Source organism: Pseudodesulfovibrio sp. 7M6 (genome assembly GCF_050058625.1).
Classification (GTDB): Bacteria; Desulfobacterota; Desulfovibrionia; order Desulfovibrionales; family Desulfovibrionaceae; genus Pseudodesulfovibrio; species Pseudodesulfovibrio salinus.
The window spans coordinates 3,831,592-3,851,730 of the sequence record NZ_CP188816.1 but is presented as its reverse complement, the minus strand read 5'-3'; the positions used below and the strand labels follow the sequence as shown (position 1 = coordinate 3,851,730).

Annotated in this window: 16 protein-coding genes; 5 read left to right on the top strand and 11 right to left on the bottom strand. The window is 59.3% G+C overall.

Annotation, left to right across the window (positions count from 1 at the left end):
• Positions 1-533: 533 nt before the first annotated feature.
• Together ACI0FG_RS17850 and ACI0FG_RS17845 are read left to right on the top strand one after the other, a co-directional pair.
• Complete coding sequence (locus tag ACI0FG_RS17850; RefSeq protein ID WP_419786367.1) at positions 534-818, top strand: hypothetical protein; 285 nt, start codon at positions 534-536, stop codon at positions 816-818.
• Entirely contained in the window at positions 800-2,611 is a 1,812-nt protein-coding gene (locus ACI0FG_RS17845) for a PocR ligand-binding domain-containing protein (protein WP_419786366.1), read from the top strand. Before ACI0FG_RS17850 ends, ACI0FG_RS17845 begins: the two co-directional genes overlap by 19 nt.
• Positions 2,612-2,629: 18 nt before the next feature.
• On the opposite strand, the gene ACI0FG_RS17840 is transcribed toward ACI0FG_RS17845, so the two are convergent.
• A complete protein-coding gene (locus ACI0FG_RS17840) occupies positions 2,630-3,382 on the bottom strand; it encodes a hypothetical protein (protein WP_419786365.1) in 753 nt (250 codons plus the stop codon).
• Between the two features lie 285 nt (positions 3,383-3,667).
• On the opposite strand from ACI0FG_RS17840, the gene ACI0FG_RS17835 reads away from it, so the two are divergent.
• Both ACI0FG_RS17835 and ACI0FG_RS17830 read left to right on the top strand, forming a co-directional pair.
• Entirely contained in the window at positions 3,668-3,901 is a 234-nt protein-coding gene (locus ACI0FG_RS17835; RefSeq protein ID WP_419786364.1) for a hypothetical protein, read from the top strand.
• A gap of 154 nt (positions 3,902-4,055) precedes the next feature.
• Entirely contained in the window at positions 4,056-4,499 is a 444-nt protein-coding gene (locus ACI0FG_RS17830; protein ID WP_419786363.1) for a VOC family protein, read from the top strand.
• 91 nt (positions 4,500-4,590) lie between these two features.
• Here the strand turns inward: ACI0FG_RS17830 and ACI0FG_RS17825 are convergent, their stop codons facing one another.
• The 7 genes from ACI0FG_RS17825 to ACI0FG_RS17795 form a co-directional block, all read right to left on the bottom strand.
• Entirely contained in the window at positions 4,591-5,925 is a 1,335-nt protein-coding gene (locus ACI0FG_RS17825) for an HD domain-containing protein (protein ID WP_419786362.1), read from the bottom strand.
• A gap of 212 nt (positions 5,926-6,137) precedes the next feature.
• The gene (locus tag ACI0FG_RS17820) at positions 6,138-7,421 is read right to left on the bottom strand and encodes a dihydroorotase (protein ID WP_419786361.1); all 1,284 of its coding nucleotides are present in this window, start codon (positions 7,419-7,421) and stop codon (positions 6,138-6,140) included.
• 441 nt (positions 7,422-7,862) lie between these two features.
• Complete coding sequence (locus ACI0FG_RS17815; protein WP_419786360.1) at positions 7,863-8,792, bottom strand: aspartate carbamoyltransferase catalytic subunit; 930 nt, start codon at positions 8,790-8,792, stop codon at positions 7,863-7,865.
• A 4-nt stretch (positions 8,793-8,796) separates the two neighbouring features.
• Entirely contained in the window at positions 8,797-9,945 is a 1,149-nt protein-coding gene (locus ACI0FG_RS17810; RefSeq protein ID WP_419786359.1) for an amidohydrolase family protein, read from the bottom strand.
• A 136-nt stretch (positions 9,946-10,081) separates the two neighbouring features.
• Entirely contained in the window at positions 10,082-11,113 is a 1,032-nt protein-coding gene (locus ACI0FG_RS17805; RefSeq protein ID WP_419786358.1) for an elongator complex protein 3, read from the bottom strand.
• Between the two features lie 189 nt (positions 11,114-11,302).
• Entirely contained in the window at positions 11,303-12,256 is a 954-nt protein-coding gene (locus ACI0FG_RS17800; protein ID WP_419786357.1) for a hypothetical protein, read from the bottom strand.
• Positions 12,257-13,072: 816 nt separating this feature from the next.
• Entirely contained in the window at positions 13,073-15,970 is a 2,898-nt protein-coding gene (locus ACI0FG_RS17795) for a DEAD/DEAH box helicase (protein WP_419786356.1), read from the bottom strand.
• Between the two features lie 106 nt (positions 15,971-16,076).
• Between ACI0FG_RS17795 and ACI0FG_RS17790 the strand changes: the two genes are divergently transcribed.
• Positions 16,077-17,486 (top strand): response regulator, encoded by a 1,410-nt coding sequence (locus ACI0FG_RS17790; RefSeq protein WP_419786355.1) that lies wholly within the window; start codon positions 16,077-16,079, stop codon positions 17,484-17,486.
• A 61-nt stretch (positions 17,487-17,547) separates the two neighbouring features.
• On the opposite strand, the gene rnhA is transcribed toward ACI0FG_RS17790, so the two are convergent.
• Genes rnhA through ACI0FG_RS17775 form a run of 3 tightly spaced genes read right to left on the bottom strand, consistent with a single transcriptional unit; the run spans position 17,548 to position 19,827 of the window.
• The gene (rnhA, locus tag ACI0FG_RS17785; RefSeq protein ID WP_419786354.1) at positions 17,548-18,030 is read right to left on the bottom strand and encodes a ribonuclease HI; all 483 of its coding nucleotides are present in this window, start codon (positions 18,028-18,030) and stop codon (positions 17,548-17,550) included.
• Positions 18,023-18,538 carry a hypothetical protein gene (locus ACI0FG_RS17780; RefSeq protein ID WP_419786353.1) on the bottom strand — a complete coding sequence of 172 codons (516 nt, stop codon included), beginning with the start codon at positions 18,536-18,538 and terminating at the stop codon, positions 18,023-18,025. The genes rnhA and ACI0FG_RS17780 overlap by 8 nt, the downstream gene beginning before the upstream one ends.
• 56 nt (positions 18,539-18,594) lie before the next feature.
• A complete protein-coding gene (locus ACI0FG_RS17775; protein WP_419786352.1) occupies positions 18,595-19,827 on the bottom strand; it encodes an ABC transporter permease in 1,233 nt (410 codons plus the stop codon).
• Positions 19,828-20,139 lie beyond the last annotated feature (312 nt).

The following is a 20,139-nucleotide window of genomic DNA, read 5'->3' as shown; positions in this document are numbered from 1 at the left end:
CAGAAGAGAAAGACAAAATACAGAAGTGGAGTCGCCTCCGGCGGGATTCTCTTTAGATTGTTTCGCACCCTCAAGGTGCGAGTTACTTTTGGACCAGAGCGCCCAAAAGTAACCAAAAAGCGCTCTTGGGGTGCCATGCCCATCGCCCCGGTGACGGGCAAAGAATCTGATCCAAACGGCCTACGCTCCCGCGGCCCAAGGCGGGAAGCTAAAAAACCGGACCGCGAAAATTTGCTCCGGCCGTTTGGTCAGCTTCTAAGCCGCGTCCCCGCAGGGCTTCCACGAAGTAGCTTGCCTCTTTGACGTTGCGGCAAGCAAGAACCCGAACATCCGCAAAAGAAGGTCCTGAAGACAACCGTCTGGTCACGAAAGGCGTTGCTGTTAATTCGCTGATACCAGCCCTGTGTTTCGACGGTTAGCAGCCGACCAAGCGGGTAAGGCGGCTCCCGTATGCCACCCGGACGGATGGTGGCACCCTCGGTCTATTCGCGGAGAAACGGCACGATACTTTTCAAAGGATGGAGCCGTCCCGCTTGGATCGGATGCTTCCGGCGAAGCACGCAGGCGGCCAAGCTACCCCCAAGGGCCTTTTTGGTTCTTTTTGGCCCAGCAAAAAGAACCGCCGCCCGCGCAGGGCATTGGGAGGGCTTTTGAAGCCGAACGGCTTCAAACCCGGCTCTTCTCTCAAAAAAAAGGCGATGAAAAAAATTCCATCGAAGGAAGTTTTTCTCACCACCTTGACCCGAACCCGCGGAAAAGCGATGATGACCGCTCTATCACCAGCAACAGGAGGATTGCCGTGTCGCGTCCCGAGCTAGAAAAACGCATCGCCGCCCTCCGCGCCGAGCTGGCTGCCGCCGAGGCGGAGCTGTCCCGCACAGTGCCAACGAGCCGCGATCCGCTGACGTTCGAGGACATTTTCGACATCGATGAAATTCAGACCATTCAGGATGCCTTTGCCAACGCCACCGGACTGGGATCGCTCATTACCACGCCGGATGGACGAGCCATAACCAAGCCCTCCAATTTTTGCAGCCTGTGCCGGGATATCATCCGAAAGACGGAAAAGGGGCAGGCCAATTGCGTCAAGTCGGATGTAACTCTCGGCAGACGCTGCACATCCGGCCCTGTCATCCAGCCCTGCCTGAGCAGCGGCCTGCTGGACGGCGGCGTCAATATCACTGTGGACGGCCGCCATATCGCCAACTGGTATGTGGGGCAGGTGCGCAACGAAGGCGTGGATGAAGAACGCATACGCGCCTATGCCCGGGAACTCGGTGCGGACGAGGAGTCTTTCCGTAAGGCGTATGAAGATGTCTCCATCATGTCCACAGAGCAGTTCCGCGACGTGTGCCAGACCCTGTACATCATCGCCAACACCCTCTCGCTCAGCGCCTACCGCAACCGGCAACTTACGGAAAAGATCGTCGAGGCCGAAAGCTCGGCCGCCGAAGTGCAACGCCTGAAGAGCTTTCTCTCCAATATCGTGGACTCCATGCCGTCCATTTTGGTCGGGGTGGACCCCGAAGGCCGCGTGACCCACTGGAATATGCGCGCCGCATCCGCAACCGGCCTGAAACGGGATGAGGTGGAAGGCCGCCAGTTGTGTGACGTGCTGCCGGAACTGGCCGAACAGATGGACAAGGTGACACGGGCCATCCAGGAACGACGGCCCATGCGCGCGGAAAAAGTCCTGCGCGAGCGGCAGGGGGAACAGCGCTACCAGGATGTTTCGGTCTATCCCCTGGTGGCCAACGGCGTACAGGGCGCGGTTATCCGCGTGGACGACATCACCGAACGCGTGCGCATCGAGGAGATGATGATCCAATCCGAGAAGATGCTTTCCGTGGGTGGCCTGGCCGCAGGCATGGCGCATGAGATCAATAATCCCCTGGCAGCCATATTGGGCAATGCCCGGCTGCTGCAAAAACGTTTGCTGGAGCCATCCCCGCGCAACAAGCACACGGCCGAAGCCCTGGGCTTGGGCCTCCAGACCATCTTCGACTACATGGGCGCGCGCAGCGTCGATTCCATGCTGCAGGCGATCATCGAGTCCGGGGAACGGGCTGGCCGGGTGGTGACGAACATGCTGGACTTCAGCCGCAAGAGTGACGGCACAAGGGGGAAGCTGGACCCAGCCATGGTGCTCGACCGGGCCGTGGAACTGGTCAAGAATGGCCACAATCTGAGCCACAGCTACAATTTCAAGGACATCATCTTTGAACGGGAATATGAGGACGGCGAGTTCTTTGTCCACGCGGATGCAGGGCAGCTGGAACAGGTATTCTTCAACATCCTGAACAACGGGGCGCAGGCCATGACCGAAACCCACCGGGAATCCGGCCGCACCCCGACCTTTATCCTGCGCCGTTTCTGGACCGAGGGCGTCATCCGCGTGGAGATAGCGGATAACGGACCGGGCATGACGGACGCGGTACGCCGCCGGGTCTTCGAACCGTTCTTTACCACCAAGGAGCCGGGGGTGGGAACCGGCCTCGGCATGTCCGTAGCCTACTTCATCGTCAGCGAAGGGCATGGCGGCAACATGCGCGTGGTCTCCCATGCAGGCAAGGGTGCCCGGTTCATCATTGATCTTCCGTCCGCCGGGTAGCCGAAGCTCCGTCTCTATTTATCCGACAGGAGTAACCTTAACCTTACCCAGAACACGGCCAAAAAAAACAATATCGTCAGGATTGACTATAAGATCGTCAAGTCCAGGCTTATCAAATGAAATTTTATAGCTGTCTGAAGAAAGTGAAATGCGTCCCAGCAAGAGAGTATTGCGTGTAAGAAGCCAAATTATATAAACAGAATTATTCGAAATTTGTTTATTATCGTTGTTAAACTCTTCAACAAAAAGAAAATCATTATGGGCTATCGTTGGCTCCATCTCCGTTGTCTTGGCTCGGTACATTACCGTTCTATTCTCAGTATCAACATGAGCCAAGGAACGATTTAATATCATCGTTCTATGCGATAATTTCTTTTGAAATAATTTGTCCCTATTATCTGCAGAATATTCAATCCTGTCAACTTCATCTATTATTACATAATAGTCATTCCGCATTTTAACCAAAATATCGATCGGGTAATTCAAAATACAATGATAAGGTATATGCGTCTGTGCGGCAGCAAACAACGTCCATCTATCTGGGATTTTCCCCTTGGCTTTAGTGATCGCTTGAGCTGATACGCCTAAGACTTCGGCCAATTCTATATTCGTATTGACATTGAGAAGTGTTTTTATCTTTTCGAGTAAGTCTTTTCCTTGACTTAACCTGTTGATTTCCTTTCTGAATTCTTCATACTGCAGACCTCGCTTAAAGGTGTTTTCCAGATCGACAGGTCCTTGAGATTTTAGATCTTCAGACAGTTGGCTCATAAAGCCTCCTTTATTTCAGCTTGTTGCACAAAATCTACTAAAAGTTTAGCTAACGGTAATGACGGTATATAAATCTTTCCATTTTTGGTTGACAGTCTGAAACTTATTCGCTACTCAATATCCATAGTGACTATGTAGCCATTTTGGAACTGAAATGCAAGTGCCACAAATGACTATATGGCAAAATTTTAACAGGAGGGTAGTATGGACAGTTTTCTAGATCCGTTTCTACCAGGAGGCTGGGGATGCTGTAACAGCTAAGTTAACTGCACATGAGGAGATACAATGACTATTCCAACAACACCTTTAGGATTGAACATCGCAATGATTTTGTTGAGCTTCTCACTAATGCGCCAAGTAAGAGCCTTAAAAGAGAAGAATCAGCGAATTATTACCATACGGATATTTGCACCGTTTATCATCAAGATAACAAGCCGTTGGCTTAGAGTCTGTGTCGAGATGGAAAAAGGTGGAAAACTCAAGACAATCTCTCTCATCACCCTTCATCGATTTTTATAGCCTGCCATATAGAATGAAAATCGGCGGTCCATGCGGCCGCCTTTTTTATTTTGTGATATTTCTCAGCTCGGTTCCTTCCATATCCACGAGGTTGCTCTCCCGGCCAACCATGCCTATCCTCAAAACAATTCCGCACGTTTAATCTGGAGCAACAATGAAATACGCCCATACCAATATAGTGGCCAATGATTGGAAAAAACTGGCAAAATTTTATGAGGACGTGCTCGATTGCGTCCCGGTTCCGCCGGAGCGGGACCTCAAGGGGGAATGGGTAGGCAAGCTCACCGGAATCCACGGCGCGCACATCACGGGTGTGCATCTTCGCCTGCCGGGCTGGGGCGACGACGGCCCGACCCTGGAAATATTCCAGTACAACGAAGCCAACGGGCGGCTGCCCATCGCCACCAACAATCCCGGTTTCTGCCACATCGCCTTTGAGGTGGATGACGTCAAAACGTCCGTGCAGCAGTTCCTGGACAACGGCGGCTCACCGGTCGGGGAGTTTCTGGTCGAGGAGTACCCGGACGGCCGGGTTCTGACCGTCCAATATGTGGCCGACCCCGAAGGCAACGTGGTGGAATTGCAGAACTGGTCATAATCAACCGACAGCACTTTTCCCCAAACCACAGAAAAGGGCCGACGCGGAATTCCACGTCGGCCCTTGTATTGTTCAGGCTTGCGCCAACCCGCTAGTACATGCGGTTTTCCTCGACGTAGTCGAGCACGAACTGCTCGGCCTCTTCCATGCTGGTCACGTCGTTGGAAATCTGCGCCTTGAGCAGAGTGTCGCGAATCTTGCCGATGGCGGGGCCGGGCTTGAGCTTGGCCAGCTCCATGATCCGGTTGCCGTCCAGCAGCGGCTCAATCTCGTCTTCCGGAATATCGGCACGCTCAGCCATCTTGAGGTTGTGGTTGAACTCACGCCAGGAGCCGCCGCGCGCCTTGATGTCGGCACGGACCATCTCCATGATGCGCGGGTATTCGTCCAGGGCGCGCAGCTTGCGGATACCCTTGTCCGTGAGCATGAAATGCGGGCGCATGTGGTGCTGCACCAGATCGCAGATCAGATCGATGTCCTGCTCCTCGAAGCGCAGCCGCTTGAGGACCTTGCGGGTGACCTTGGCACCCACGTGGTGATGCTGCAGGAAATTCCAGCGGCCGTCGTAATAGTCGGCCGTGTACAACTTGCCCACGTCGTGGAACAGGCAGGCCACAGTGCCGAACCAGTCGTAGGGCAGCTCCTCGGGGTAGGCCTTCATCACGTCCAGAGTGTGCTGAAGCACGGTTTCCTCGGCGTCGCTTTCCGCGTTGTGGATCTGCTTGACGCGGGACAGGGCGGCGATCTCCGGGATCAGCCCATGCAGGAGCATGGAGTCGAAGAGCAGCTCGAAGAACCGGTGCATGCACTCCGCCTCGACCTTGCGCCACTCGTCCAGAAAATCGGCCATGGGCACGTAGTCCAGCACGCGCCGGGAGTTGTGGACAATGGCCATCCAGGAGTTGGCCTCGATCTGCTTGTCGTAGTTGGCCGCAAAACGGAGCGCGCGGTAGGCCAGGGAATAATCCCGCTTCAACGCCTGGTCCGGAATGCCCTTGAAACGGATCATGCCCTCGGAAAAGTCCGCGAAGTCGGCAAAGGTGTCCTTGGCCTTCGGGATGTAGGGACAAACCGAGGAGAGCGGGATATCGCCGCGAGCCTCCAGCCGCTTGAGCAGCCGGGGGGTCATCAGGGATACGCACTCGTCGGTGTAGGAGGCTTCCTCCACGTCCGCAGGATAGAAAAAGAAGGTAACCCCACCCTCCACGAGAGTACCGACAATGTCCTTGTCGCTGGAAGGCTCCAGGTTGGGGAAATATTTCTGCAGTTCCGAAAGCTCCGCATCCGTGCAGATGTCCAGCTCCTGTGCGCCCTGGGTGTCGTCCAGGGTAAGAGCCTGCAACCGGGCGTTGACCACGTAAGCGTCATAGCCGTTTCGCATGATGGTTTTGCAAAAGCCGACAGCGTCTTTGAAAGGCTGACTCATATCACTCCTCATTCAGGCCGCCGCGAGACGTGCGGTGATGGAAAAAGCCGATTACCAGCCGGATGCGCACCAAACCGCGCGCCGCTTCCGGTTGTTATCGACGCCCTGCTCCCGCTCGCGCCGTAAAACCTGTCTGTTTTATATACTTCACGTAAGAGGCCGGTCGTTTCATTCAAACGGACTCCCCTCGGAGCCGCTTAGTCGTGACCCCGCTATACTATTTTTTTACCCTGAATGAAATGGGTTTTTACCCGCCCCTTCAAGGTCGTACCCATAAGCGGCGTGTTTTTTCCCTTGGAGTGCAGGGCCTGTGGCGTCACGGTCCACTCCTCGTCCTCGTCAAACAGGAAGAAGTCCGCCGGGTCGCCTGGTGCAAAAGTGTTCACAGGCAGGCCGAAGATGCCGCACGGCCCGGTGGTCCAGGCGCGCAGGAAGGTCTCGCGGTCCAGCACGCCGTCGCATACCAGCCTCCAGGTCACGGACAGAGCCGTGTCCAGCCCGGTGATGCCGCACGGGGCCACGTCGAACTCGGTCTCCTTCTCGTGCGCGGCATGGGGCGCATGGTCCGTGGCCAGAATGTCCAGAGTGCCGTCCTTCAGCGCCTCAATGACCGCCAGGCGGTCCGCCTCGGGCCGAAGCGGCGGATTGACCTTGGCGCGGGTGTCGTACTCGTGCCCCTCGCTCTCAAGGTACTCCTCGGTCAGCACCAGATAGTGCGGCGCGGTCTCGGCCGTTACCCGCACGCCGCGATCCTTGGCAAACCGAATAAGATCAATGGATTTCCTACATGAAATATGTGCCAGATGAATGGGAATTTCCAAATACTCGGCCAGCAGAATATCCCGCGCGACCTGCAAGGCCTCGGCCACGTCCGGCTGCGCTGGCAGCCCCAGTCTGCTCGAAACTTCCCCCTCATTCACCCCGGCACCGACGCCCAGGTACGGGTCCTCGCAGTGATCGATAACCACGCGATCCCAGTCCGAGGCGTACTCCAGCGCACGCCGGAACAGTTCCGTGGATTTCACCGGCACGCCGTCATTGGAAAAGGCCACGCAGCCCGCCTTGGCCAGCTCGGCCATGGGTGCCAGCTCCTCTCCCTTCAGCCCCTTGGTCAGGCCGCCGATGGGGAACAGTCTCGGCCCCTTGGGCCAGAACTTGCGCGCCTGCTCCAGCATAAATTCGGTAACCGATCCCTCGTCATTCACCGGGCGGGTATTAGCCATGCACATGATGTTGGAGAACCCGCCCCAGGCCGCTGTGCGCAGCCCGGACTCAATGTCCTCCTTATACTCAAAGCCCGGCTCGCGCAGATGCACGTGCGCGTCCGTCAGCGACGGCAGCAACGTCAGCCCGTAGGCCTCCTCCACCGTCGCGTCCCCGGCATCCAGGGACTCCACCGCGTCACGCACCTCGGCAATCTTGCCGCGGGAAACAAACACGTCCACGTCCCGGCCGTCCAACTTCGCCCGACGTACAATAAGATCAATCTTCGCCATGTGACCTCCTGGTGCCTCCGGCGGCCCTACCGGGGGTCGCCTTCGGCGGGACCAGAGAACCTTTTGAAAAAGGTTCTCTGGACTCTCCAAAACTTTTTGGTTCCAAGCCGCCAGACCATTCCGACGGGATCAAAAGTCCCGTTGGCGGCTTGGGGCATATATTTCAAAAGAACTTCTTTAACTTAAAAAAAGGGCCTTCCCCCCGGGCACTGTTCGGGAGGATTTGTCCGGACCGTTTTCGTCCCGTAAGGGCGAAAGCGGGCCGGGCAAAGACTTCCGAACGCCGTATGTCCGCCTTGCACCACCCCTCCGGGCAGCCTGCCCCGCGCAGCGGCAAATGGGGTGCAGGGGTGCGAGCCCCTGCCGGGTCCAGGGCAGCGCCCTGGCCGTCGGAGACGCCCGCCGGCGAGGCCTCCCCCTACGCCATACTCCCGCGCTACTCTACTCCTCACCCTTGCGCGTGGTGTACAGGAACAGCAGCGCCATGCGTACGACCACGCCGCTGGCGACCTGATCGAGGATAAGGGACTGGGAGCAGTCCACGAGATCGGAGGAAATTTCCACGCCGCGATTGACCGGGCCGGGGTGCAGGATGCGCATATCGGGGTTGGCCATTTCGATGTGGCGCTGGCCCAGCCCGAAGGTGCGGGAATATTCGCGCAGGTCGGGCAGCAGACCGTCCTGCTGGCGCTCCAGCTGAAGGCGCAGACACATGACGGCGTCCACGCCTTTCACCGCCTCGTCGAGATTGGAATAGACCTTGGCGTTCCAGGTCTTGACCGCAGGCGGCATGAGGGTGCGAGGGCCACAGAGGCGCACCTTGGCGCCGAGCATGTTGAGCAGAAAGACATTGGACCGGGCAACGCGGGAGTGGGCGATGTCCCCGAGGATGAGGACGGTCTTGCCTTCCAGGGAACCCCACTCCTGGGTGAGGGTGAAGGAATCGAGCAGCGCCTGGGTGGGGTGGGCGTGGCGGCCGTCGCCCGCGTTGATGACCGCGCAGTCTATGCGGTCGGCCAAAAACCGGGCCGCGCCGGAGCTGCGATGGCGGATGACGATGGCGTCCGGGGCCATGGCCTGGAGGGTCAGGGCGGTATCCTTGAGGGTCTCGCCCTTGGTCAGGCTGGAGGAACTCTTGGCCAGGGAGAAGGTATCGGCGGAGAGCCGTTTCCCGGCCACGTCGAAGCTGGTCTTGGTCCGGGTGGATGGCTCGGCGAAAAAGAGAATGACGCTGCGGCCCTTGAGGGTAGGCACCTTCTTTACAGGCCGTTCCTGAAGCTCCTGGAACCGTCCGGCGGTCTCGAAAATGGCCATGACCTCGGGTTTCGAGAGCTGGGACACGTCCAACAAGTCTTTGTGCAGCCACTTCATAATGCTATACTTCCTCCGACAGCTGAAAAAGGTCGAGTATTTGATCGGGAACCGTGGCAAATGCGGCGCGCTTGCCGGGTTCCAGGGTTCCCAGATAGTCCCCGGCACCGAGTATGGCGGCCGGGTTGCGGGTAACGGTGGCGAGCAGGGACTCGAGGGAAAGCTCGCCGTTGAAATGTTCCTTGAGATACCGCACCTCGTTCCACAGATTGAGGTCGGTATTGGAGGCTAAGGAATCGGTGCCGAGACAGACTGGCGTGCCGGACTCGATCCACTTTTCCCAGGGGGAGCGACCCACGCCGATGAACTCGTTGGAGCGCGGGCACAGGCAGACCGTGGCTCCGGAGGCGCGCACGGTTTCGATGTCCTCGTCCGTCACCTTGACGCAGTGCACGGCCAGGGTGGTCGGGTCCAACAGGCCGAGTTCGGACGCCTGCTGTACGGGACGCTTGCGCGGCGGCTGAAAATCGAGGAGACGCCCCCGGCCCTGGAGCAGCTCCAGAAATCGGCTGGGTTCCCCGGCCATGATGGCCACCTCGTCGTCGTGCTCGGCCAGATGGAGCGAAAACGGCAGGGAGCGCTGGCGCGACTCCGCCTTTGCGGCGCGCAACACATTGACATGCGTGGTGTAGAGCGAGTGTCCGGCCACGGAGAGCGCGCCGTGCTCGAACGCGCCTGCGGGGATGAAGGTCCGCTTGGGCAAGCTCTCGCCGATGGCCTCGGTGAAGACCGTGAAAAAAAGGCCGGAAGCTTCAAGCTCTCCGGCCATGCGCTTGGCAAATCTGGTGGCGATGTCCCCCACCATGACGGTACCGGTTCGGCGGCACTCGTCCAGGGCCTGTTTGAGCAGGCTTTCGTCCAGATCGAAAATGGGTTGGGTGAGCAGATCCTCCACCCAGGTGACAAACCCCTGGCCGGACGGGCAGGCCCCACGCAGGTGGGCCAGTTCGAGATGGGAATGGGCGTTGATCAGCCCGGGAACGAGGAGAATATCACCGAGATCGGTAACAGTGCCGGAAAAAACGGGGGAGAGTTCGGCATAGGTGCCGATCTCGCGGATGATTCCCTGGTGAACGAGTATGGCCGCGTCGTTGATGACGGGCGCTCCGGGGATCATGGTCATGGCTTTGGCCGCACGAAAAAGTTCAGGCATGCCTGGTAGTAAGCTCCTCCCGCTAAGGGAATATGTGTTCCGGTGACGTGTCCGCGCACGGACTGAGAGTAAGAAATAATATGTTTCCGAGCCGGGGTAAAGCGAAATCCGGCAAAAGAGGCAGGCGGATTTTCCCTTACTCCCAAACTAGTCGAAATTCCGGCCCGTCCACATAGCGCACCGCAGCCTTGGTGATGCCGAGGCGACCGTATTCGGCAACCAGCTCGTTGCCATGCCCGAACAGCTCACCCTGATAGCGGCGCGGCACCTCGAAAATTGAAATAGGGTCATTATCCAGCCCGGCTATCTTGCCGCGCACGATGGAGAGCAGCGCCAGCCCCCGCGCGGACTGCCCCAGGGCCGGATGCCACGGCCCGGCCAGAATCGATTCCTCAAGCGTCCCCTCCGGCGCAAGTCCCAGCCGGATGACGCGTATTCCCTTCTCCCACAGCACGGGCAGGGCCGCGCCCAGCGCTTCCTTGGCCCTGTCCAGCGTCCACGGTATGAAACCGCCCTGCCGCCACACCTCGACCAAGCCCGTGCCCTCGATGACCAGACAGGGATAGAGCCGCGCCAACTCGGGCGCAAAGCCCGCGGCCTCGCGCACATCCGTCTCGAACACTCCGGACCTGTCGCCCGGCAGGCCCGGCATCAGCTGGATGCCCAGCCCCAGCCCGGCTTCGCGCACCAGACCGCACGCCCGGCGGGCAATGTCGCCGCCGTACCCGCGTGAAGCCACCCGAAGCGCTTCGTCATTGAAAGACTGGATGCCCAGTTCCACCAGATCAAGCCCTGCCTCGCGCAGCCGCTCCAGTCCCGGCAAATCCACGCAATCCGGCCGGGTCGAACAACGCACCCGCGTCACCAGCCTCTGTGCCCGAAACCACGCCGCAAGCGCCATGAAGCGCGTTTGCCATTCCTCCGGCAGTGCCGTGAACGTACCGCCGTAAAAGGCCAGCTCGTACGGGCCGCGTCCAGCCGCTGCGGCGTGCTCCAGCTCCTTGGCAGCCGTTTGATACGCCGCCTCAAGCCCTGGCTCGCCCTGTCCGGTCTGCCTGTCCTGCGCGCAATAAACGCACCGGTACGGGCACCCGGCAAACGGCAAGAATACCGGCCAGACGGATGACCGGCGCGGTGTGGGTTCAGGATGTGTAAATGCGAGATCCAAGATGCCTCCGGCGGCTTAAGGGACCTTTTGAAAAAGGTTCCTTAAGAATCCTCCAAAACTTTTTGTTGGCGGCGCGGGATGAACTTATGTGACCCGAAATCAGGATTGCGCCGCTGTGGAGGTTGTACAAGGTTTGGAGGGGAGGGACAAATGGGTAAAGGCTGGAAATTTGAAAAGTCGCTACGCGTGTCAGCCTTGCATGATATTCAGCGTGTTCTGGTAACGGGCGGCGTTTTCACTATCACCAAACCACAGAGCGCCTTCTATGGCGTTTTTGGCCATTTCAATGAAGTCGTAGCGCTCGGTATCCGATGCCATATCAACGGGTTGATTGCTCTCAGCGGAGATTTTGATGGTCATGGGAATAAAGGCCGCACTCTCCTCAAAGGTCATCCGGCCACTCTTCAATTCACCGTTGACCCAATCCATGAGTTCCTGGCGGGTCATCTTGGTAAAGTCGGGCGCAGCGGATGCCGTCGAGGCCGTTGACGCCGTTACGGATGAAGCGGTTGTGGCCTCGGAGGAACCGGCCTTGTCCGTCACCCCTTCGGAAGCGGCATCATCCGTGGTTTCGCCAGCCACTGTCCCGCTTATCGTCAGCACGAAATCATCATCGGTCTGTCCAGGCAGCTGACCGAAATATTGTGCCGCAGTGGCATAGGGGTTGTTGGCCTCGGCTGTTCTGGCTTCATTGAATTCCCTGCCTGCCTCCACCACCGACGACAGCATTGCGACACCGCGAAAATCGTTTGCCAGATCGGGATTGGCCTCAAACAGCGCCTCGATTTCCTCTTTTTGCGGATGGTCGCCCGATACCCGGATGGCGCCGTCCTCATCAGAGGTCAAATCCACGGGCGGCGTGGTGGAAATGCCATTTTCCAAAAACATGGCCTTTATGCCGGTCTCAAGCGCATCCTGCTTTTGCTCAAGCCCGGCCTCCAAGGCATCCAGGGTCAGAGGTTTGCCCGGCGTATAGTCCACTCCAAGGCTGGAGAAAAAATTCGACATGAGCCGCCCTTTATCTGAAAGGCTCACGCTGTCCCCGGACGCGCTCTGCCGGACGGTTTCCTCTCGACGTTCCGTCTGGGCAGTGTAGGTATTGACGGCCTGCGCCCGATAACCGCCCTGCAACGATTCAATCATGTTACGCCCTCCGGGGGAATTTTTTTCCTCCCTTGGATCGCAGCAATGATCGTTCCATGCAAAAAGTTATGTTTCTTTGATTTGGGAGGGGGAAAGAGCCGGGTTTGAAGCCTGCGGCTTCAAAAGCCCTCCAAATGCCCTGCGCGGGCGGCGCTACTTTTTGCTGGGCCAAAAAGTAGGAAAAAGGCCCTTGGGGGTAGCCTTACCGCCTGCGTGTTTCGCCGGAAGCATCCGATCCAAGCGGGACGGCTCCATCTCAGGAAAAGTATAGTGCCGTTCCTCCGCGAATAGATCAAGGTTGCCACCATCCGTCCGGGTGGCTCACGGAAGCCGCCTTACCCGCTTGGTCGGCTGCTAACCGCCGAAACACAGGGCTAGTCTCAGCGAATTAACTGTGACGCCCTCCGGGACCGGACGGTTGTCTTCAGGACCTTCTTTTGTGAATGTTCAGGCTTTTGCTTGCCGCAGCGGAGAATAGCCAAGCTGCTTCGAAGAAGCCCTGCGGGGGACGCGGCTTAGAAGCTGACCAAACGGCCGGAGCGGATCTTCGCGGCCCGACGGTTTTCAGTTTCCCGTCTTGGGCCGTGGGAGCGCAGGCCGTTTGGATCAGATTCTTTGCCCGTCACCGGGGCGGTGGGCATGGCACCCCAAGAGCGCTTTTTGGTTACTTTTGGGTGCTCTGGTCCAAAAGTAACTCGCACCTTTAGGGTGCGAAACACTCTAAAGTGAATCCCGCCGGAGGCGGCTCAACTTCTGCCTTCTGCCTTCTGCCTTCTGCCTTTCCCTCCCCCAAAAAGAGAAAGCCTCCCCCCTCAATTACCATTCTATCGGCAATTTCACCTTACTTCCGGCCTTGTTGGTAAAGAAAACATGTCCATGCTCGCGGCCGAACAAATAGAGGTCGCGCGTCACCGCCACATCCTGACGGCAATATTCCGTGATGAGGTCCAGCCGCCCCTCCTTCCACCATTCAAGCGCCTTGAGGCCGTCCGCCGACTTACCCACGTCCAAGGTGGCCTGGGCAAGGTTGTCCAGCTTGATCCGGTAGCCAAGCCGGGCCTGGACAGCGGTCAGCAGGTCAAGGTTGCGCAGCCCACGGAAGTTGAAGGGGTGCAGACCGCCCAGCACGGCGTAGTCGAATTTGACGTGGTTGAAACCGATGACCAGATCGAACTTGCGCAGGTGCTCCACCAAATCATCGATCTGGTCCTGTTCATAGTCGAACATGGCTTCGCCGTCCGAGTCGTATAGGCAGGCAATGGACACGCCCATGCGATCGGCGCGCCCCCAGCCGCCCACCTCGTCGGCGGAAAAACGGGTCTCGATGTCCAGTACGCCGAACCGCTTCGGCGCGGGCTTTTTCGTCTCGATGCCGGGCAGATTGTTCACGTCGATCTCCTTTGGTTCAATGCTCGCAGGGTCGCCGGAGAGGATGCACTCCAGCACAAACAGGGCCGCGTGCTTGTCAATGGGCCGGTTGCCGGAGCCGCACTTGGGCGAGTGCACGCAGGACGGGCAGCCCAGCTCGCACTCGCAGGTCTCGATGGTCCGCTTGGTGGTGGTCAGCAGCTCGTCCACCTTGGCAAAGGCCTGACGCGTCAGCCCGGCCCCGCCCGGCATTCCGTCATAAATGAACACGGCCGGGCCTTCCACCTGCTGATGCATGGGGGTGGAGATGCCACCCAGGTCGTTGCGGTCGGTCATGACCAGCAGGGGCAGCATACCGATGGCCGCGTGCTCCACAGCGTGGATGCCGCCCATAAAGTGAAGAAATTCCTCCTCGCACCGCCGCCGGATATCGTGGCCTATCTCCAGCCAGAGGCCCTCGGTCTCGAAGACCAGGGGCGGCAGGTCCAGCGGCACGATGCCGAGCAGCTTGCCGCCGCGCACATTGCGTTTTTCATAGCCCGTTATCCGCTCCGTAACCCGCAGCCGCCCGAAATACACGCGTATGCCGAAACTCGCTTTCTGGCCCAGAACCTCCAGTATTTCTGTATCCTTGCTGCCGCGCGGCTTGGTGTAGTAGCCCACACGCCGCTGCTCGGCGTGCACGGCCCCGCCCTCCAGATCCAGGTCGGTGATGACGTAGGTCTTGCCGCGATGCAGATAGACGGCGCCGGGGTGCGCCTCGCGAAAGGCGCGGTGCTGATCCAGAGTGCCGATGACCGGGGCGCGGCCCTTCTTGTCCGCACTGGAGACGGTGTTGTCCTCGATGACCATGGATTTTCCCGCGCCGCGCAGGTCCACGTCGCGATGGGGCCGCTTGAGTGAGGAGACGATGTCCGGTGAATGGCCGGGCAGGTCGCCCACCACCTCAAAGAGCATTCCGCGCTCAACCAGTTCCTCGACACGGGTGCCGACCTCCGGCTCGCGCAGGAAGGTCTCGCCCCGATGCAGGGTCAACTCGGCCGCCGCGCAAAGCAAATGCCGGTCCATGACCACCGGGTTGTACGGATTGAGCATGGCGGACTCGGGCGGACGGGCAAAGAAGTCGTCCGGATTGCGCATGAAATATTGGTCCAGGGCGTCCTCCTGGGCCACCAGCGTGACCACGGAGTCCTGCATGGAACGCCCCACCCGGCCGCCACGCTGCAATGTGGCCATGACCGAGCCGGGGTAGCCGACCATGATACAGACATCCAGGCCGCCGATGTCTATGCCCAGCTCCAGGGCCGAGGTGGCGATGACCGCCAGCAAATCGCCTTCCGACATGCGGGATTCGATCTCGCGCCGTTCCTCGGGCAGAAACCCAGCCCGGTAGGCGGAAATCTTATCCTTATACTTGCCGCTCTTTTCCGAGGCCCACAGGGCGATCAGCTCCGTGAGCTTGCGCGACTGGCAGTAGACGATGGTCCGCAGGTTTCGGGACAGGGCGGAGCGCAGCAGCTGAATGGCCGCCTGCGAGGGCGACCCTTCGGGATTGACGAAAATCATGTGCCGCCCGCCGCGCGCGGCCCCGCTCTCCAGAATCGGATGCACCTCAAGGCCGGTGAGCATGTTGCACAGCTCCACCGGGTTGCCGATGGTGGCGGAACAAAAGATGAAGGTGGGCCGGGCACCGTAATATTCGCACAGCCTGAGCAGCCGCCGGAAGACCATGGCCATGTGCGAGCCCATGACCCCGCGATAGGTATGGACCTCGTCCACCACGATATGTGTCAGACCCGAAAGGAACTCGGCCCAGGCCGCGTGGTGCGGCAGCATGGAGAGGTGAACCATTTCCGGGTTGGAGAGCACGACATTGGGCGGATGGTTGCGGATCTTGGTGCGGAAATGGGGCGTGGTGTCGCCGTCGTAGATAGCCGCGGTGGGCCGGTTCGGTCCGGGCAGCAGCGCGGTCAGCTCGTTGAAGGCCCGCAGCTGGTCCTGGGCCAGGGCCTTGAGCGGGAACAGGTACAGCGCCTTTGCCTCGGGATCGGCCAGGCAGCGCTCCACCACAGGTAGGTTGTAGACCAGGGATTTGCCGCTCGCAGTGGGAGTCGCCACCACCACGTGATGTCCGGCGCGAATGTGATTTGCGGCCTCGGCCTGATGCGTATATAGCTTATCTATACCAAGTAGAGCCAAAGCCCCTTGCAGGGCCGCGGGCCAGGAACGGCGGGGCGCATCAAAACGCGCCTCCTCACCTTGCAGGAACCGATGATGAGCTACTTGCGGACCGAGCCGCTCACTGCCCAGCAGAGCGGACACATATTCGCTAACGGGAGTCTCCACGGAGAAAAGGGTAGTACGCCCCGGTTAACGAATCAATATAATTGTCCCAGACATTGTCGGGGAACAATATCACCTCCTGTCGGCGGTGGCGTATCATGGAGCGAATATGCCGATCGATAAAATGCACGCGCGCATACTGGTTGTTGACGATTCGAAATCAGTAAGGTTCGCACTGGAATCCCAGCTTCGGGAAGAAGGCTTTGAAGTCACGGTGGCCTCGGACGGCGAGGAAGGCCTGTCCAAAGCCCTGGACAACGAATACGACCTGATCATTACCGACCTGGACATGCCGCGCATGGACGGGTTTGAGCTGTGCACACGGCTCAAGGCCGAATACAAGACCTCGCACATCCCCATCATCATCCTCTCCGCCCGCGACAACGACGGCCATGTGGAACGCGGTTTCCGCGTGGGCGCGGACGCCTATCTGGCCAAGGGCGACAAGATCGAGGACAAGATCGACCGCATCAAGGATATCCTGCGGACCAAGAATTTCCTTACCGGCAGCAAGATTCTGGTGGCCGACGACTCCCTGTCCGTGCGCCTGTTCCTCCAGGCCGGGCTCAACAGGGAAGGCTTCATCACCGAGATTGTCTCCAACGGCCGCGAGGCCTTGGAAAAGCTCGACAAATTCAAACCGGACATAATCCTGACCGATCTGATGATGCCCGAGTTGGATGGAGCCGAACTGCTGCGGACCATTGTCAATTCGCCGGAACACATGAATATCCCGGTGGTCATCATGTCCACGGTGAGCGACCGGCCGCTCATGCGCCGCCTCATCCGCGAAGGCGCGGCCTCCTTCATGATCAAGCCGTTCACCATGAACCAGATGGTCATCATCATCGAGGAACTCTTTTCCACCCGATTCCGGCTGCTCATGGAAGAACGGGAACGGCTCCTGCTGGAGCATCGCCTGACCCTGGCAGCCATAGCCAGCCTGGTACAGGCGCTGGAGGCACGCGACTCGATGACACGAGGCCACTCCGAGCGTGTGGGCCGCATCGCCCAAGGCATCGGTGGCGAACTCGACTTTTCTCAAAAACAGCTGGACCGGCTCCTGCTCGCAGGCCAGCTGCACGACCTGGGCAAGATCGGCGTGCGCGACGCGGTGCTGCTCAAGGAAGGGCCGCTCAACCATGACGAATTCGAACACGTCAAGTCTCACTCCAATATGGTGGCCGAGATTCTGCGGCCCATCGAAAGCCTGCAGGACATCCTGGAAGTCACCCTCTACCACCACGAACGATGGGACGGCACCGGCTATCCCGAAGGCCTCAAGGGGGAAGACATTCCTTTTCTGGCGCGGATCATCTCCGTGGCCGACGTCTACGAGGCCGTGACCAGCGAACGGCCGCACCGCGACTCTCTGCCGCGCGCGGTCGCCCTTTCCATCATCAAGGAGGAGCGGGGCAAACAACTCTGCCCCACCTGCGTCGATGCCTTCCTGCGCTGGTACGAGCGCACGAATGGAATCTACGACCTGCCGGAGCAATTCCGACAGGAAGTCAAATAGGCTCACAAAAACCGGATTAACGGGATTGAAAGCCGGGGTTTCCGGCTTTCATCGACTGCGTCTATGCGCCCTCGTCCTCTATGCGGCCAGGACCGGAGGCAGCGGTGCGCGCCAGTTCGTCGCACCGTTCATTGAAGGTATCGCCGCTGTGGCCCTTCACCCAGTGGAAGTTGACGTCCTGCCCATTGATGAGCGGCATCATGCGCTTCCACAGGTCCTGGTTCTTGACCGGCTTCTTGGCCGCCGTCTTCCAGCCGTTCTTGACCCAGCCGCCAATCCAGTTCTTGGTAAAGGCGTTCTTCACGTACTGGGAGTCGGTCCACAGCTCCACCCGGCAGCGCTCGGTCAGGGCCTCCAGGGCCACGATGACCGCCATCATTTCCATGCGGTTATTGGTGGTGCGCTTGTACCCCTGGGAGAGTTCCTTGTAGTTCGGGGCGTCCTTGCCCCGGTATTCGCCTGCAATGAGCACCGCGCCGTAGCCGCCGGGTCCGGGATTGCCGAGGCAGGAGCCGTCGGTATAGATGGTCACGAGCTTACTCACCGCTTCCGCCTTCCTTGTTCATTTTTTCCAGTCGCTTGTAGATCAAAGCCAGCACTATCTCCAACTCCTGTGGCCAGTCGTCCCCTTGCAGGGCGGGTTGCAAATGTTCGGTTGTCAGGGTTTCGGCAAAATCCTCGCCCAGGGCATGGCGCATCAGGCCGGGGAAGCGGATACGGACCTCGCCGGTGACCGGCGACAGCCCAATGTACAGGGTCTTGGCGTCCAGTTCCGGCACGACGAAGTCGCCGCCGAAGACCTGAATCTGGCTGTTCAGCCCGTACTCCTTCTTCATCGCGCTGGTAAACGAGCGGATGAACTTGCGGTGTTCCGAATCCAGAATCTTGGTCTCGTCATAGACCGCGCCCTCCCGATTGAGCACCTGGATGACCCGCTCGTTGTTCTTGGTAAAGGCCCAAACAACGATGGCGAACACCAGCAGCAGCGCCAGTGTCCGGACCAGTTTTTCCCTCGGCGTATCCCCATGCACACGGGGAATGGATATTCTCACGGTGAAACCTCCAGCGGATCAATCTAGCGTGCCGGCCCCTGTTTGCGCAAGCCGCATCATCCCTCGCCGCGCAGGGCGCGGATGGGGTCCAGGTCCGCCGCCTGCTTGGCGGGCTTGAGGCCGAATATCAGCCCGACAGCCTGCGACCCGGCCAGGGCCATGAAAAACGCCTTCCACGAAAATTGGATGGTCAGGATGTCCAGCCGCGACAGGAACTGCCCCAGCCCGAGGCCCAAAAACAATCCGAGTACGCCGCCCAGCAGCGTCAGGCCGCACGCCTCCACCAGAAATTGGACCATGATGGCCGAACCGCGCGCGCCCAGCGCCTTTTTCAGCCCGATCTCCTCGGACCGCTCGCTGACCGAAAGGGAAAACAGGTTGGCCAACACAAACCCGCCCACCAGGATGGCGATGGTCGCCGTCACGCCCAGAAACAACGTCAGCCCGCCCTTGAACATGGACATGAACTTCAAAATCTCGTCCGCCGTCAGAATGGTGAAGTCGTTTTCCTGATCCGGCTTCAGCCCATGCTGATGCCGCACCAGCGACTCCAGATTCTCCACATGCCCGGCCATGTGCTCGGCATCGTGGAACTTCACCCGCAGAGCCCGAAAATATTTGCGGTCCAGATTGAACCGCTGCATCAGCGTGGAGAGTGGAATGATGACCCGGTTATCCACATCGCCATGGCCGCCGCCGCTGAACCCGCGCGATACCAGCGTGCCCACCACCTGAAAAGGCACGTTGGCAATGAACACCACCCGCCCCACGGGCTGCTCGTCGCCGAATACCTCGCGCACCACTGTGGAGCCGAGCAGGGCGACCTTGGCCCCGTGCTGCACATCGTCGTCCGAAATGTCCCGGCCCTCGGCCAGCGGCCAGTTCCAGGCCCCGGCATAGTCCGCGGTCGCGCCGATGATCGGTACGTCCTGATAGTTGCGGTTGCCGAACTTCACGGTCTGGTCCGGCTTCAAGCGCATGGGGACCACCATGCGCACGCCGGGCAGGGAGTTCTCGATACGCCGCGCATCATCCATGCTCAGGGTCATGGTGCGCATACCCACCGCGCGCTGCTTGATATTGCCGCCAAACACCAATGCCGCGTCCGGGCCGAACATGTCCACCAGCTCCACGGCCTTGCGGTTTGCCCCGTCCACCGCCGTGACGATCAACGTCAGGCTCGCTATGCCGAAAGCCACGCCCAGCACCACGAAAAAAGACCGGAGCCGGTACGCCCACAGCGCGCCGAATCCCATATTCGCGACTCTGACCAGAACTTTCGGTGTCATGCGGTTTTTCTCGCCTCCGGCGGCCGGGGGAAGGGGAAGAGGGGAACCTTTCGGGAAAGGTTCCCCTCTTCCCCTTCCCCCGGACCCCCATCCCCTTCTCCTCTCCAAAGCTTTTTGGTTCGCTTCGCGGGGGGAGGGATGATTATTGAGGGTGCTGTTTTTTTGCTACAGGCCGCGCCGGTTACAAGGGTCATGAAGCATCAGGACGTTTGAACCGCGAGGCTAGGTTATTGTTAAAGGATTTTCGCCGGACGTGAAAGGGGATCGGACGGTGGAGGGGAATTTTTGGGAGAAGAGGGAGAAAAAAGCCCA